Raw genomic sequence first — 14,140 nt, 5'->3', positions numbered from 1 at the left:
TAGTCAATTTTTGCCACTAAGGTACTTTTAAAGGCTATCTAATTATGACATTGCTTTCAAATGCTAAGTGGAATATGGCATCTCAGTTTTTTAAAATGCTTGTCCAGCTTATTAATATTATTTACTTAGCTAAGATAATTCCTCCTGGTGAATATGGCTTGATGGCAATGGCACTTGTAGTCGTCAATCTCGGTATTTTATTGCGTGACCTTGGTACTTCAGCTGCTTTAATTCAACGGAAAGACTTGTCTGAATCATTGGTTAATACGGTATTCTGGTTGAACTTATTAATGGGGGTCGGTCTTTTTTTAATTGTTTTTTCATCTTCTTCGATTATATCGGAGATATATAACCAGCCTAAATTAACTTTGGTTTTAATGTTGCTTAGTTTTTCTTTTCCATTATCCAGTTGTGCAGCTGCACATTTGGCTTTGTTGGAGCGAGACTCTAAATTTAGAATTGTGTCTAAAATTGAAATTTCATCTTCATTATTATCTTTACTTGTCGCCATTACATTAGCAAATATGGGCTATGGCGTTTATAGCTTAGTCGGGCAAGCTGTTACATTAAATTTGATATCTGCTGTTCAGTTTTGGATGGCTTCAAAATGGCGACCATCGATTAGAGCATTCATAAATATTGATGATCTAAAAAGTATTTTTGGATTCAGTGCTAACTTGTCGCTTTTTAATTTAATTAACTATTTCTCCAGAAATGCGGATAGTTTCATTATTGGTAAGTTTATGTCCGCCTCTATACTTGGTAGCTATAACTTAGCCTATAGAATCATGCTTTTTCCCCTTCAGAGCCTGACATTTGTAGCTACTCGATCGTTATATCCAATTTTGAGTAAAAAGCAAGATAATGAAAAAGAAATAGCGGAAATATACTTGAACTGTGTTTTTGTTATATTGCTTATTACAGCTCCGCTTATGTCAGGTCTTGCATTCTACAGTGAGCCATTTATTCGGCTATTATTCGGAAAAGAGTGGTATGTTACTGGTGAAGTTCTTAAGTGGCTTGCCCCTACAGCAATTATTCAAGCAGTGCTAAGTACGTCTGGTGCAGTATTTATGGCCAAAGGACGGACCGATGTTTTGTTAAAACTCGGTATTATTGGTATGATTCTACAAGTAGGGTCTTTCTTGATTGGTGTTCAGTATTCAATAAAAGTTTTTGCCATCTGCTATTTGTTAGCGAATGTGTTGAATTTTTTTCCGGTTATGTTTACGCTAATGAGGTTACTTGGTCAGAATCTATTCATTCTTTTCAAAAAAATAACTGCAATTTTTGTGGCAACTTTTTTGATGCTATCATATTTATATTTCATAAATTTATTTTATTCAATGGAACATATTCGAAGTTTTTTTTCATTACTAATTGTATCGTCATCAGGTTCATTTATATACTTCCTTGCTATGTTGTTGGTATCAAAAAACTTTAGAACAGTCGTGCTTTCGAAGTTATGGAAACACTAAATTGTTTACTAATTAACATATAATTAGTTCGATATTGATTATAGTGTGCTACACAAATAGCTTTGTATGAAAGTATCTACATGTCTTTCACTTCTTTACATGACGAATTCCATTATTACTGGTGTGGCTTTTAAAGTATGATATATAGCGATATTCATTTTTTAATCTAAATCAGTTATACACATTGTCAATTTATTCCGTTAAGATAAAGCCCTAAGGCTTTTAGCAGCATTCGGCCTAGTAGAACATGTTTTATTTGCCAACAGGAGTATGTAATGTCCAAGCAACAGATCGGCGTTGTCGGTATGGCAGTTATGGGGCGCAATCTTGCACTCAACATAGAAAGCCGTGGTTATACCGTCTCTGTTTTCAACCGCTCCCGCGAAAAGACCGAAGAAGTGATTGCAGAGAACCCTGGCAAAAAGCTGGTCCCGCATTATACCGTTAAAGAATTTGTCGAATCCCTTGAAACTCCACGCCGTATCCTGTTAATGGTGAAGGCGGGCGCAGGCACAGACAGCGCTATCGATTCCCTTAAACCATATCTGGATAAAGGTGACATCATCATTGATGGCGGTAACACCTTCTTCCAGGACACTATTCGTCGTAATCGTGAACTCTCTGCCGATGGCTTTAACTTTATTGGTACCGGTGTGTCTGGGGGAGAAGAGGGCGCACTGAAGGGCCCGTCTATCATGCCTGGCGGTCAGAAAGAGGCTTATGAGCTCGTAGCCCCAATCCTTGAGCAGATCGCTGCTCGCGCTGAAGACGGTGAACCATGTGTTGCCTATATCGGTGCCGATGGTGCTGGCCATTATGTCAAAATGGTTCACAACGGTATCGAATACGGCGACATGCAGCTGATTGCAGAAGCCTATGCGCTACTGAAAGGCGGCCTTGCGCTTTCTAATGAAGAACTGGCGACAACCTTTACCGAATGGAACAAAGGTGAGCTCAGCAGCTACCTGATCGACATCACCAAAGACATCTTCACCAAAAAAGATGAAGAAGGTAAATACCTTGTCGATGTAATTCTTGATGAAGCAGCCAACAAAGGTACCGGTAAATGGACTAGCCAGAGCTCTCTGGACTTGGGCGAACCGCTGTCCTTGATTACCGAGTCCGTATTCGCTCGTTATATCTCCTCTCTTAAAGATCAGCGAGTTGCCGCCGCTAAAGTGCTGACTGGTCCGCAGGCTCAACCAGCTGGCGACAAAACTCAGTTTATTGAGAAAGTACGCCGTGCACTCTATCTGGGTAAACTGGTATCTTACGCGCAGGGCTTCTCCCAGCTTCAGGCTGCCTCTGACGAATACAACTGGGAGCTGAACTACGGTGAGATTGCCAAAATCTTCCGCGCCGGTTGCATCATTCGTGCTCAGTTCCTGCAGAAGATCACTGATGCTTACGAGCAGAATGCTGGCATTGCTAACCTGCTGCTTGCACCGTACTTCAAACAGATTGCTGATGAGTATCAGCAGGCGCTGCGTGATGTCGTTGCATACGCTGTGCAGAACGGTATCCCTGTACCCACTTTCTCTGCTGCTATTGCATACTACGATAGCTATCGCTCTGCAGTTCTGCCAGCCAACCTGATTCAGGCTCAGCGTGATTATTTCGGTGCTCATACTTATAAGCGTACCGATAAAGAAGGCGTATTCCACACCGAGTGGATGGAATAATTTCGTCCTGGTTCAATCCTGGGGTATTATTCCCAGGATTTTTAATTCTTATTCTATGAAAATCACTCCCCCTTGGATTTTTCAAGGGTTCAGTAATTGTACTACTCGGTTATCCTCTTTCATAAATGTATTTCTTAATGTAGCATCCTGAATAAAGATAGCGTATTGAATTTAATATGCTGGGTTTTTATAACTATTAATTTGAAGTCTATATTTAACACTAAAGGTAGATTAAATATGAAGATCCTTGTCACTGGCGGCGCGGGTTTTATTGGTTCTGCAGTTGTGCGTCATATTATTGAAAATACCCAGAACGAAGTACGCGTGATGGATTGCCTGACTTATGCGGGGAATCTTGAATCTCTGTCGACGGTTGCCGATAGCGAACGTTACTCCTTTACTCAAACTGATATCACTGATGCTAAATCCGTCTCAGAGCAGTTCAGCGATTTCCGCCCAGATATCGTGATGCACCTGGCGGCAGAAAGCCATGTCGACCGCTCAATTGACGGTCCGGCAGCATTTATTCAGACCAACCTGATCGGCACCTTTACTCTGCTGGAGGCGGCGCGTCAGTATTACCAGTCGCTAAATGACACACAGAAGCAAAACTTCCGCTTCCACCATATCTCTACTGATGAAGTTTATGGTGACCTGCACGGCACTGATGACCTGTTTACGGAAGAAACGCCTTACGCACCAAGCAGTCCGTACTCGGCCTCCAAAGCCGGTAGCGATCATCTGGTCCGGGCCTGGAACCGCACCTACGGTCTGCCGGTGGTTGTCACTAACTGCTCGAATAACTATGGCCCGTATCACTTCCCGGAAAAACTGATCCCGCTGACCATTCTCAATGCGCTGGCGGGCAAACCGCTGCCGGTGTATGGCAACGGAGAACAGATCCGTGACTGGCTCTATGTGGAAGATCATGCCCGCGCACTCTATAAAGTCGCAACGGAGGGTGAGAGCGGTGAGACTTATAATATTGGCGGCCATAACGAACGTAAGAATATTGATGTGGTACGTACCATCTGTGCCATCCTCGATAAAGTGGTGGAGCAGAAGCCGGGCAATATCAGCCACTTTGCCGATCTCATTACCTTTGTGAAAGATCGTCCGGGCCATGACCTGCGTTACGCTATCGATGCGGCAAAAATTCAGCGCGATCTCGGCTGGGTGCCGGAAGAAACGTTCGAAAGCGGTATTGAGAAAACGGTCAACTGGTATCTGAACAATCAGACCTGGTGGCAGCGCGTGCTGGACGGCTCCTATGCCGGTGAACGTCTTGGTCTGAATAACTAATTAAGGAAGCTGACAAATGAAAGGTATTGTTCTGGCCGGTGGTTCCGGTACGCGTTTGTATCCCATTACTCAGGGCGTGTCTAAGCAGCTGCTGCCGATTTACGACAAGCCGATGATTTATTATCCGGTCTCGGTGCTGATGCTGGCCGGTATCAGGGACATCCTGATTATCACCACACCGGAAGATATGCCGGCCTTTCAGCGTCTTCTGGGGGATGGTTCGCAGTTTGGCGTCAATTTCTCTTATGCCATCCAGCCGTCGCCGGACGGCCTGGCGCAGGCCTTTATCATCGGTGAAGAGTTCATCGGGAATGATGCCTGTGCGCTGGTGCTGGGCGACAATATTTATTTCGGTCAGAGCTTTGGTAAGAAATTGGATACGGCGGCCAGCAAAACGTCGGGTGCCACCGTCTTTGGCTACCAGGTTCTGGATCCGGAGCGTTTTGGTGTGGTTGAGTTTGATGAAAACTTCAGGGCATTGTCGATTGAAGAGAAGCCGCTGAAGCCAAAATCAGACTGGGCGGTGACCGGTTTGTACTTCTATGACAATGATGTGGTAGAGATGGCGAAAGCGGTAAAACCGTCAGAGCGCGGTGAGCTGGAAATCACCACCCTGAACCAGATGTATCTGGATCGCGGCGATCTGCAGGTTGAACTGCTGGGCCGCGGTTTTGCCTGGCTGGACACCGGTACGCACGACAGCCTGATTGAGGCCTCGCAGTTCATTCACACCATTGAAAAGCGTCAGGGGATGAAGGTCGCCTGCCTGGAAGAGATTGCTTATCGTAATGACTGGCTGAGCGCGGAAGGGGTAGCTGCACAGGCCGAGCGGCTGAAGAAAACGGAATACGGCGCTTATCTGAAACGCCTGCTCAACGAGCGTTAATCGCCTGCCGATAAAATACAGGGTATTCAATAATGAAAATTTTACTTATTGGCAAAAATGGTCAGGTGGGCTGGGAGCTGCAGCGTTCGCTTTCGACACTGGGTGAAGTGGTTGCCGTGGACTATTTTGATAAAGAGTTGTGCGGTGATTTGACCAACCTTGCGGGTATTGCACAAACTGTCCGTCAGGTAAAACCGGATGTGGTTGTCAATGCCGCAGCGCACACGGCGGTGGATAAAGCAGAAAGCGAACGTGAACTGTCCGACCTGCTGAATGACCGGGGCGTGGCGGTGCTGGCAGAAGAGTCGGCGAAGCTGGGCGCCCTGATGGTGCACTACTCCACCGACTACGTCTTCGATGGAGAAGGCGAGCATTATCGTTCCGAGGACGAGGCCACCGGGCCGCTGAACGTTTATGGCGAAACCAAGCGCGCCGGGGAAATCGCACTGGAGCAGGGTAACCCGCGCCATCTGATTTTCCGTACCAGCTGGGTGTACGCGACGCGCGGGGCAAACTTTGCCAAAACCATGCTGCGCCTGGCGGGTGAAAAAGAGACGCTGTCGATCATTAACGACCAGCACGGCGCGCCAACCGGCGCCGAGCTTCTGGCCGACTGTACCGCCATTGCCATCCGTGAAGAGTTACGCAATAAAGCGGTTGCCGGAACCTACCATCTGGTGGCCAGCGGTGAAACCAGCTGGTGTGACTATGCGCGCTTTGTGTTTGATGTGGCACGAGCTAACGGCGTGCAGCTGGCTATCAAAGAGGTTAACGGGATCCCGACAACGGCTTATCCAACGCCGGCAAAACGTCCGCTGAATTCCCGCCTGTCGAATGAAAAATTCCAGCGCGTATTTGGTGTCACACTCCCGGACTGGCGTCAGGGTGTTGAGCGCGTGGTTGTTGAAGTTTCGGGCAAGTAAGGGCATACAAAATGAATATTATTAAAACTGACATTCCTGAAGTACTGATTTTTGAACCTCGCGTGTTCGGTGATGCGCGCGGGTTCTTCTTTGAAAGCTTCAGCAGTAAAGTATTTGATGAGGCGTTGGGTCGCAAGGTTGAGTTTGTACAGGATAACCACTCGCAGTCGCAGAAAGGCGTGCTGCGCGGGCTGCACTATCAGCTGGCACCGCATGCGCAGGGCAAGCTGGTGCGCTGCATTGAGGGCGAAGTATTCGATGTTGCCGTCGACGTGCGCCGCTCATCACCCACTTTTGGTCAGTGGGTGGGCGTGGTGCTGAGCGCGGAAAACAAGCGTCAGCTGTGGATCCCGGAAGGCTTTGCGCACGGATTTATGGCGCTGAGCGAGACGGTGCAGTTTGTCTATAAAGCGACCAACTACTACGCGCCGCAGTCCGAGCGCAGTATTCTTTGGAATGATCCGGAAATTGGCATTGAGTGGCCCGATCTACAGGGTTGTGCTCTTTCATTATCAGAAAAGGATCTGCAGGCGCATACTTTGGCTACGGCTGAAGTGTATAACTAATTATTTCTCATGCAATAATTAATGTTCTCTTTTAAATGGCCCTGACCAGGGCCATTTTTAAAGATAATACTCTGGTCGTCTTCGTTCTTCTCATTGCTGCACCTTTCTTGACACGTAACTCGTCAGAGAGTAAAACCGCGAGCAGTGTCTATGAATTGTGGCCATTCGCTGCAGTCCCGTTAACTGATTAAAGTGTGATCGAATGAAAATTACTATTTCTGGTACCGGTTATGTTGGTTTATCGAACGGCATCCTGATTGCGCAAAACCACGAAGTGGTGGCGCTTGATATCGTTCAGTCCAAAGTAGATATGATTAACCAGAAGATTTCTCCGATTGTCGACAAAGAGATCCAGGAATATCTGGCCGAAAAACCGTTGAATTTTCGTGCGACAACTGACAAGCAGGACGCTTATCGTAATGCTGACTACGTCATTATCGCTACGCCGACTGACTATGACCCAAAAACGAACTATTTCAATACTTCTACTGTTGAAGCCGTCATTCGCGATGTTACAGAGATCAACCCTGGCGCGGTAATGATTGTGAAATCGACGGTTCCTGTTGGTTTTATCCGTGATATCAAAGAGCGTCTGGGCATCGACAATGTCATCTTCTCTCCGGAGTTTCTGCGCGAAGGCCGTGCGCTGTATGACAACCTTCATCCTTCTCGTATCGTCATCGGTGAACGTTCGGAGCGGGCAGAGCGTTTTGCCAATCTGCTGAAAGAAGGGGCGATTAAACAGGACATCCCAACGCTGTTTACTGATTCGACCGAAGCAGAAGCGATTAAACTGTTTGCTAACACCTATCTTGCTCTTCGCGTTGCCTATTTCAATGAACTGGACAGCTATGCTGAGAGCCAGGGCCTTAACAGCAAGCAGATCATTGAAGGTGTGTGCCTGGATCCGCGCATTGGGAACCACTACAACAATCCGTCGTTTGGCTATGGCGGCTACTGCTTGCCTAAAGACACTAAGCAGTTGCTGGCAAACTACGAGTCGGTACCGAACAACATCATTGGCGCTATTGTTGATGCTAACCGTACCCGCAAAGACTTTATTGCAGACTCTATTCTTGCCCGTAAGCCGAAGGTGGTTGGCGTTTATCGTCTGATAATGAAGAGTGGGTCAGACAACTTCCGCGCGTCCTCTATCCAGGGCATTATGAAGCGTATTAAAGCCAAAGGTATTCCGGTTATTATTTACGAACCGGTCATGCAGGAAGATGAGTTCTTTAACTCTCGAGTAGTTCGCGATCTTGAAGCTTTCAAGCAGGAAGCTGACGTCATTGTATCTAACCGCATGGCGGAAGAACTTGCTGACGTCGCTGATAAGGTATATACCCGCGACTTGTTTGGCAACGACTAGCGTTTTGCTGACCATGACTGGCGGTACCAGCCGCCGGTCTGTTTTAACCATCTTCTTTTAGACCCTTCTTATCTCTCCCTGTACTGTCCCTACCACCAATAAAATTGTGATGTAGCCCGTAATCTAGCATTCCATCCATTGCACCGTCAGAACAGGTCGGATATGTTGTATCTACCTTGTGAAGAGCTACCGTCACTGTGATGTAGATGCTGGAGATAAGCGCCGGAAGGTAAAACAAAGCCTGCAATGCAGGCTTTTGTTATTTTTATGGCCAGGGAAACTGATATACTCTTGGCTGGATTTCCGATTTGTTATAAAAAGAGTCCGTACTGAAAATATAATAGTGCAGTTACCTTTCTTAAATTTTTCCTCTTCTGTCAGTATACTAATCCTGCAATTACCATTTGCGTTTATTGAACGACAACTTAGTTCTTTTTCTATCCTTTAAATAAGAAATTAAAAAATAAACAGAAACAGCGAGCAGTATGGCAGCAGTAACTAAGAAAAATAGGTTTTCCATAAGATCTACCAAGGCGAAAGTAACGGTAATAAATGATTAGGTTGAAATTAAAAGACTGATGGAAACCATCTTTATCGTAATAACATAGCTTCTTTCCAGGAAAATTCCTATACGGTAATTATGTTTTTTTATGAAGAATAAAAAACTACGCATATAAAAAAGCTTAGCGTTAGCTTCTGATTTTTGGCAAAGACTACGCTTTTAGCTTGTTAGAGGCATTTTCAGACAGTTATAAATGGGGAAATCTCGATCCCTTTCATCAAGAGTCTAAGAGCTCGGAAGTGAAAAAGTCACTAAAATTAGCCACAGAGAATAGCTGCTAAGCGGAAGAGAGAGAACGATACCCGGAAGGGAGAACCGCAGCCACGCAGCTGCGGTTCAGAAAATGATTGTGCGATTATGCCTTGTAGTATTCTTTATACCAGTCGACGAAATTCTTCACGCCTTCATTGACGGTCGTCTGCGGTTTGAAGCCAACAAGATCGTACAGCGGTTTGGTATCCGCGCTGGTTTCAAGTACGTCGCCCGGCTGGATAGGCATCATGTTTTTCTCGGCCTCCATTCCCAGCGCCTCTTCCAGGGCGGTGATGTAATCCATCAGTTCAACCGGAGAGCTGTTGCCGATATTGTACACGCGGTACGGAGCGGAGCTGTTTGCCGGCGAGCCATTCTCGACGGTCCACTCCGGGTTCGGCTGCGGGATCACATCCTGGACGCGCACAATAGCTTCCACAATATCGTCAACGTAGGTGAAATCACGTTTCATCTTGCCATAGTTGTACACATCAATACTTTTACCTTCCAGCATGGCTTTAGTGAATTTGAACAACGCCATATCCGGGCGACCCCATGGACCGTATACGGTGAAGAACCGCAGCCCGGTAGTCGGTATGCCGTAAAGGTGGGAATAGGTATGCGCCATCAGCTCATTCGCTTTCTTAGTGGCAGCATAGAGTGAAACCGGATGGTCAACCGAGTCGTCGGTTGAGAACGGCATTTTACGATTCAAACCGTAGACGGAACTGGACGATGCATATAGCAGGTGTTCGACCTTATGGTGTCGGCAACCTTCCAGAATGTTCAGATAGCCGATCAGGTTAGAGTCGGCATAGGCATGAGGGTTCTCCAGCGAGTAGCGAACGCCGGCCTGAGCGGCCAGGTGGATCACGCGGTTAAACTTCTCTTCTGCGAACAGTCGTGCAATGCCTTCCCGATCGGCAAGGTCGACTTTGTGAAAACTGAAAAGGGAGGATTGCAGTAAATCCAGACGCGCCTGCTTAAGATTGACGTCGTAGTAATCATTCATGTTGTCGATACCAACAACCTGATGACCCGCCTCAAGAAGGCGCTTGCAGGTATGGAAACCGATAAATCCTGCGGCTCCAGTGACTAAAAACTTCATGTTCATCCTCCGGGTTTGTTGTTTCCCGCTATATATAATCGCCGATTTTACACCGGGTTGCCTTGGGGGTCATCTGCTTTCCCGTTTCCGGATCTTCATGAAGCAGTCAGAGAAGGGGAGTGCTTAAGAAGCGGCAGATCGCATCTGCGCTATATTCCCTATATTATTTTTTGCAAATAAAAATCATTATCATTTAAATGTAAGTTAGCATCATAATAATACCTATAGTTTCTTATACCAATAATTGATGTTCTGCCGATAAAGTACTCAATGCGAGATCGAGCGTGTCCTATGGACTATATTGTTACTGATTATATGTTTTCCGAGTATTTCGCCGCTGAATGCTCGTTATTTCTATGTTAATTGAACGGTTTTTATTTTTTTTAGTTACATATCAGTTGGTTATGGTTTTTCTTTGAAATTATGTAAATAATGTATCCTTGTTGTTTGCTTTTTACATGAATTGATTCGCCATGCTTTTTGATTTTTATTCTTAGTTACCAGCGTTATAATGCGCGGATAATCTATGCATCACAGCATTGTTGTTTTGCAGGGTAATGCTTCCTCAGAACATTTGGTGACCTGTGTTACAAACCCTGAAATGGATATTCTTTCTCGGGGGGCAGAATATGAGGAATGGGGTGGATCGTTGCGCCAGTTTAGCTACCCTTGATGCTTTAGCGACGCATACAGCAGCTTTACTGACGCGTTGAGCCAGCGTTCAGCGAACGTACCTTTGATGTCGGTGATCCCGGGTTCTTGCTAAATGAGAAAGTCCTGATGGATAGCCGGTAGCAAAAGGGAGAAAGTGGCGCCTGCGCATCTGCCGCCTGATGCGCGACTTACGGCCTGAAAACAGAGATATGGCTACCGAGGTATATCTCTGTTTTTGGTTATTCATCGCGGGTCTCTCGGGGCTGTTTGCCTGTGGCGGTAAGACTCAGCGGAAAGGTCAGTTCCTGGGAAATGGCAATTGTTTGCTGTTACCTGCTGTCCGAGAGTCCCGAAATGATGATGACAGTGTACAGAAGTGTTACGCGTTTTGGTTGCGATAGCCAATGGCGGTAGCGTGCCTAAAATTTATGATACATGCTTAATTAGCATATAACTATTTGAAAAACGAGATAAAGTATGAAGATCCTTGTTACCGGTGGCGCGGGTTTTATCGGTTCCGCCGTTGTTCGTCATATTATTGAAAATACCCAGGATGACGTTCGCGTCGTGGACTGCCTGACGTACGCAGGTAATCTCGAGTCTCTGGCATCCGTTGCCCAAAATGAACGCTATTCGTTTTCACGCACGGATATTACCGACGCACAGGGGATCGCCGGGCAGTTCAGTGAGTTTCAGCCCGATATCGTGATGCATCTGGCGGCTGAAAGCCATGTTGACCGCTCTATCGACGGTCCGGCCGCCTTTATCCAGACGAACCTGATCGGCACGTTCACGCTGCTTGAAGCGGCACGTCACTACTATCAGTCGCTGAACGATGCGCAGAAACAAGGCTTCCGCTTCCATCATATCTCCACTGATGAAGTCTACGGCGACCTCGATGGCACCGATGACCTGTTCACTGAAGAAACGCCGTATGCGCCAAGCAGCCCATATTCGGCCTCCAAAGCCGGGAGCGATCATTTAGTCCGCGCCTGGAACCGCACCTACGGTCTGCCGGTGGTGGTGACTAACTGCTCGAACAATTACGGCCCGTATCACTTCCCGGAAAAACTGATCCCGCTGACCATTCTCAACGCGCTGGCGGGCAAACCGCTTCCGGTTTACGGCAACGGCGAACAGATCCGCGACTGGCTGTACGTCGAAGACCACGCGAGGGCGCTGTATAAAGTGGCCACCGAAGGCCATAGCGGCGAAACCTACAACATCGGCGGTCATAACGAACGTAAAAATATCGACGTGGTGAGAACCATCTGCGCCATTCTCGATAAAGTGGTGGAGCAGAAGCCGGGCAACATCAGCCACTTTGCCGACCTGATCACCTTTGTTAAAGACCGTCCGGGCCATGATCTCCGTTACGCCATTGATGCGGCTAAAATTCAGCGCGACCTCGGCTGGGTGCCGGAAGAAACGTTCGAAAGCGGGATTGAGAAAACGGTGCACTGGTACCTGAACAATCAGACCTGGTGGCAGCGCGTGCTGGACGGCTCCTATGCCGGTGAACGTCTTGGTCTGAATAACTAATTAAGGTGGATTGCAGGATGAAAGGTATTGTTCTCGCTGGCGGCTCCGGCACCCGTTTGTATCCGATTACCCAGGGCGTATCTAAACAGCTGCTGCCGATTTACGACAAGCCGATGATTTACTATCCGATCTCGGTGCTGATGCTGGCCGGTATCAGGGACATCCTGATTATCACCACGCCGGAAGATATGCCGGCCTTTCAGCGTCTTCTGGGGGATGGTTCGCAGTTTGGGGTGAATTTCAGCTACGCCATTCAGCCGTCGCCGGATGGCCTGGCGCAGGCCTTTATCATTGGTGAAGAGTTCATCGGGAATGATGCCTGTGCGCTGGTGCTGGGCGACAATATCTACTTCGGGCAAAGCTTCGGTAAAAAACTGGATGCGGCGGCCAGCAAAACGTCGGGCGCCACCGTTTTTGGCTATCAGGTGCTCGATCCGGAGCGTTTTGGCGTGGTGGAGTTTGATGAAAACTTCAGGGCGCTGTCGATTGAAGAGAAGCCGCTGAAGCCGAAATCAGACTGGGCGGTGACCGGTTTGTACTTCTATGACAATGACGTGGTAGAGATGGCGAAAGCGGTAAAACCGTCAGAGCGCGGTGAGCTGGAAATCACCACCCTGAACCAGATGTATCTGGATCGCGGCGATCTGCAGGTTGAACTGCTTGGGCGCGGTTTTGCGTGGCTGGACACCGGTACCCACGACAGCCTGATTGAGGCCTCGCAGTTCATTCATACCATTGAGAAGCGTCAGGGGATGAAAGTGGCCTGTCTGGAAGAGATCGCCTTCCGTAACAAATGGTTGTCTGCCGAAGGGGTTGCGGCGCAGGCCGAGCGGCTGAAGAAAACGGAATACGGCGCGTATCTGAAACGCCTGCTCAACGAGCGTTAATCGCCTGCCGATAAAATACAGGGTATTCAATAATGAAAATTTTACTTATTGGCAAAAATGGTCAGGTGGGCTGGGAGCTGCAGCGTTCGCTGTCGACGCTGGGTGAAGTGGTTGCCGTGGACTATTTTGATAAAGAGTTGTGCGGTGATTTGACCAACCTTGCGGGTATTGCACAAACTGTCCGTCAGGTAAAACCGGATGTGGTTGTCAATGCCGCAGCGCACACGGCGGTGGATAAAGCAGAAAGCGAACGTGAACTGTCCGACCTGCTGAATGACCGGGGCGTGGCGGTGCTGGCAGAAGAGTCGGCGAAGCTGGGCGCCCTGATGGTGCACTACTCCACCGACTACGTCTTCGATGGAGAAGGCGAGCATTATCGTTCCGAGGACGAGGCCACCGGGCCGCTGAACGTTTATGGCGAAACCAAGCGCGCCGGGGAAATCGCACTGGAGCAGGGTAACCCGCGCCATCTGATTTTCCGTACCAGCTGGGTGTACGCGACGCGCGGGGCAAACTTTGCCAAAACCATGCTGCGCCTGGCGGGTGAAAAAGAGACGCTGTCGATCATTAACGACCAGCACGGCGCGCCAACCGGCGCCGAGCTTCTGGCCGACTGTACCGCCATTGCCATCCGTGAAGAGTTACGCAATAAAGCGGTTGCCGGAACCTACCATCTGGTGGCCAGCGGTGAAACCAGCTGGTGTGACTATGCGCGCTTTGTGTTTGATGTGGCTCGCGAAAACGGAGTTCAGCTGGCTATCAAAGAGGTTAACGGTATTCCGACGACCGCCTGGCCTACGCCGGCTAAACGCCCGCTGAACTCCCGCCTGTCCAATGAGAAATTCCAGCGCGTATTTGGCGTAACGCTCCCGGACTGGCGCCAGGGTGTCGAGCGCGTGGTTGTTGAAGTATCAGGTAAGTAAAGCAAG

12 protein-coding genes are annotated in these 14,140 nt (G+C 48.0%); 10 read left to right on the top strand and 2 right to left on the bottom strand.

From position 1 onward, the window contains the following. Positions 1–44: 44 nt before the first annotated feature. The 7 genes from NWP14_RS13245 to ugd all read left to right on the top strand — a co-directional run bounded on the left by NWP14_RS13245 (position 45) and on the right by ugd (position 8,206). The gene (locus tag NWP14_RS13245) at positions 45–1,478 is read left to right on the top strand and encodes a lipopolysaccharide biosynthesis protein (protein WP_375215471.1); all 1,434 of its coding nucleotides are present in this window, start codon (positions 45–47) and stop codon (positions 1,476–1,478) included. 275 nt (positions 1,479–1,753) lie between these two features. After that, the gene (gene gndA / locus NWP14_RS13240; RefSeq protein ID WP_375215470.1) at positions 1,754–3,160 is read left to right on the top strand and encodes an NADP-dependent phosphogluconate dehydrogenase; all 1,407 of its coding nucleotides are present in this window, start codon (positions 1,754–1,756) and stop codon (positions 3,158–3,160) included. A 237-nt stretch (positions 3,161–3,397) separates the two neighbouring features. Beyond that, positions 3,398–4,462 carry a dTDP-glucose 4,6-dehydratase gene (gene rfbB, locus NWP14_RS13235; RefSeq protein ID WP_375215469.1) on the top strand — a complete coding sequence of 355 codons (1,065 nt, stop codon included), beginning with the start codon at positions 3,398–3,400 and terminating at the stop codon, positions 4,460–4,462. A 16-nt stretch (positions 4,463–4,478) separates the two neighbouring features. Then, complete coding sequence (gene rfbA / locus NWP14_RS13230; protein WP_375215468.1) at positions 4,479–5,348, top strand: glucose-1-phosphate thymidylyltransferase RfbA; 870 nt, start codon at positions 4,479–4,481, stop codon at positions 5,346–5,348. A gap of 32 nt (positions 5,349–5,380) precedes the next feature. After that, positions 5,381–6,271 (top strand): dTDP-4-dehydrorhamnose reductase, encoded by an 891-nt coding sequence (gene rfbD, locus NWP14_RS13225; protein WP_375215467.1) that lies wholly within the window; start codon positions 5,381–5,383, stop codon positions 6,269–6,271. A gap of 11 nt (positions 6,272–6,282) precedes the next feature. After that, positions 6,283–6,837 carry a dTDP-4-dehydrorhamnose 3,5-epimerase gene (gene rfbC / locus NWP14_RS13220; RefSeq protein ID WP_375215466.1) on the top strand — a complete coding sequence of 185 codons (555 nt, stop codon included), beginning with the start codon at positions 6,283–6,285 and terminating at the stop codon, positions 6,835–6,837. A 202-nt stretch (positions 6,838–7,039) separates the two neighbouring features. After that, positions 7,040–8,206, top strand: coding sequence for a UDP-glucose 6-dehydrogenase (gene ugd, locus NWP14_RS13215; RefSeq protein WP_375215465.1), 1,167 nt, complete (start codon positions 7,040–7,042; stop codon positions 8,204–8,206). Positions 8,207–8,603: 397 nt separating this feature from the next. On the opposite strand, the gene NWP14_RS13210 is transcribed toward ugd, so the two are convergent. Then, entirely contained in the window at positions 8,604–8,726 is a 123-nt protein-coding gene (locus NWP14_RS13210; RefSeq protein ID WP_346431067.1) for a small membrane protein, read from the bottom strand. 397 nt (positions 8,727–9,123) lie between these two features. After that, entirely contained in the window at positions 9,124–10,128 is a 1,005-nt protein-coding gene (locus NWP14_RS13205; protein ID WP_375215464.1) for an NAD-dependent epimerase, read from the bottom strand. A gap of 1,131 nt (positions 10,129–11,259) precedes the next feature. Here NWP14_RS13205 and rfbB (NWP14_RS13200) point away from each other — a divergent pair. The 3 genes from rfbB (NWP14_RS13200) to rfbD (NWP14_RS13190) are packed head-to-tail and all read left to right on the top strand — an operon-like array spanning position 11,260 to position 14,134. Further along, positions 11,260–12,324 carry a dTDP-glucose 4,6-dehydratase gene (gene rfbB / locus NWP14_RS13200; protein WP_375215463.1) on the top strand — a complete coding sequence of 355 codons (1,065 nt, stop codon included), beginning with the start codon at positions 11,260–11,262 and terminating at the stop codon, positions 12,322–12,324. A gap of 17 nt (positions 12,325–12,341) precedes the next feature. Then, complete coding sequence (rfbA, locus tag NWP14_RS13195) at positions 12,342–13,211, top strand: glucose-1-phosphate thymidylyltransferase RfbA (RefSeq protein WP_375215462.1); 870 nt, start codon at positions 12,342–12,344, stop codon at positions 13,209–13,211. Between the two features lie 32 nt (positions 13,212–13,243). Beyond that, positions 13,244–14,134, top strand: a complete 891-nt coding sequence (rfbD, locus tag NWP14_RS13190; protein WP_095100918.1) for a dTDP-4-dehydrorhamnose reductase — start codon at positions 13,244–13,246, stop codon at positions 14,132–14,134. The last annotated feature ends 6 nt before the right edge of the window (positions 14,135–14,140 follow it).

The sequence above is a fragment of the Klebsiella sp. C349492 genome (genome assembly GCF_042055345.1).
GTDB classification, from domain to species: domain Bacteria; phylum Pseudomonadota; class Gammaproteobacteria; order Enterobacterales; family Enterobacteriaceae; genus Klebsiella; species Klebsiella scottii.
Note: the sequence above shows the minus strand (reverse complement) of the source record. Positions and strands in the feature narration are given on the sequence as shown.

Bases quoted from the DNA above. Each gene is read 5' to 3' on its own strand.
- ugd (WP_375215465.1), top strand. From the start codon at position 7,040: ATGAAAATTACTATTTCTGGTACCGGTTATGTTGGTTTATCGAACGGC.
- rfbB (WP_375215463.1), top strand. From the start codon at position 11,260: ATGAAGATCCTTGTTACCGGTGGCGCGGGTTTTATCGGTTCCGCCGTT.
- gndA (WP_375215470.1), top strand. From the start codon at position 1,754: ATGTCCAAGCAACAGATCGGCGTTGTCGGTATGGCAGTTATGGGGCGC.
- NWP14_RS13245 (WP_375215471.1), top strand. From the start codon at position 45: ATGACATTGCTTTCAAATGCTAAGTGGAATATGGCATCTCAGTTTTTT.
- rfbC (WP_375215466.1), top strand. From the start codon at position 6,283: ATGAATATTATTAAAACTGACATTCCTGAAGTACTGATTTTTGAACCT.
- NWP14_RS13205 (WP_375215464.1), bottom strand. From the start codon at position 10,128: ATGAAGTTTTTAGTCACTGGAGCCGCAGGATTTATCGGTTTCCATACC.
- rfbA (WP_375215468.1), top strand. From the start codon at position 4,479: ATGAAAGGTATTGTTCTGGCCGGTGGTTCCGGTACGCGTTTGTATCCC.
- rfbD (WP_095100918.1), top strand. From the start codon at position 13,244: ATGAAAATTTTACTTATTGGCAAAAATGGTCAGGTGGGCTGGGAGCTG.
- rfbA (WP_375215462.1), top strand. From the start codon at position 12,342: ATGAAAGGTATTGTTCTCGCTGGCGGCTCCGGCACCCGTTTGTATCCG.
- NWP14_RS13210 (WP_346431067.1), bottom strand. From the start codon at position 8,726: ATGGAAAACCTATTTTTCTTAGTTACTGCTGCCATACTGCTCGCTGTT.
- rfbD (WP_375215467.1), top strand. From the start codon at position 5,381: ATGAAAATTTTACTTATTGGCAAAAATGGTCAGGTGGGCTGGGAGCTG.
- rfbB (WP_375215469.1), top strand. From the start codon at position 3,398: ATGAAGATCCTTGTCACTGGCGGCGCGGGTTTTATTGGTTCTGCAGTT.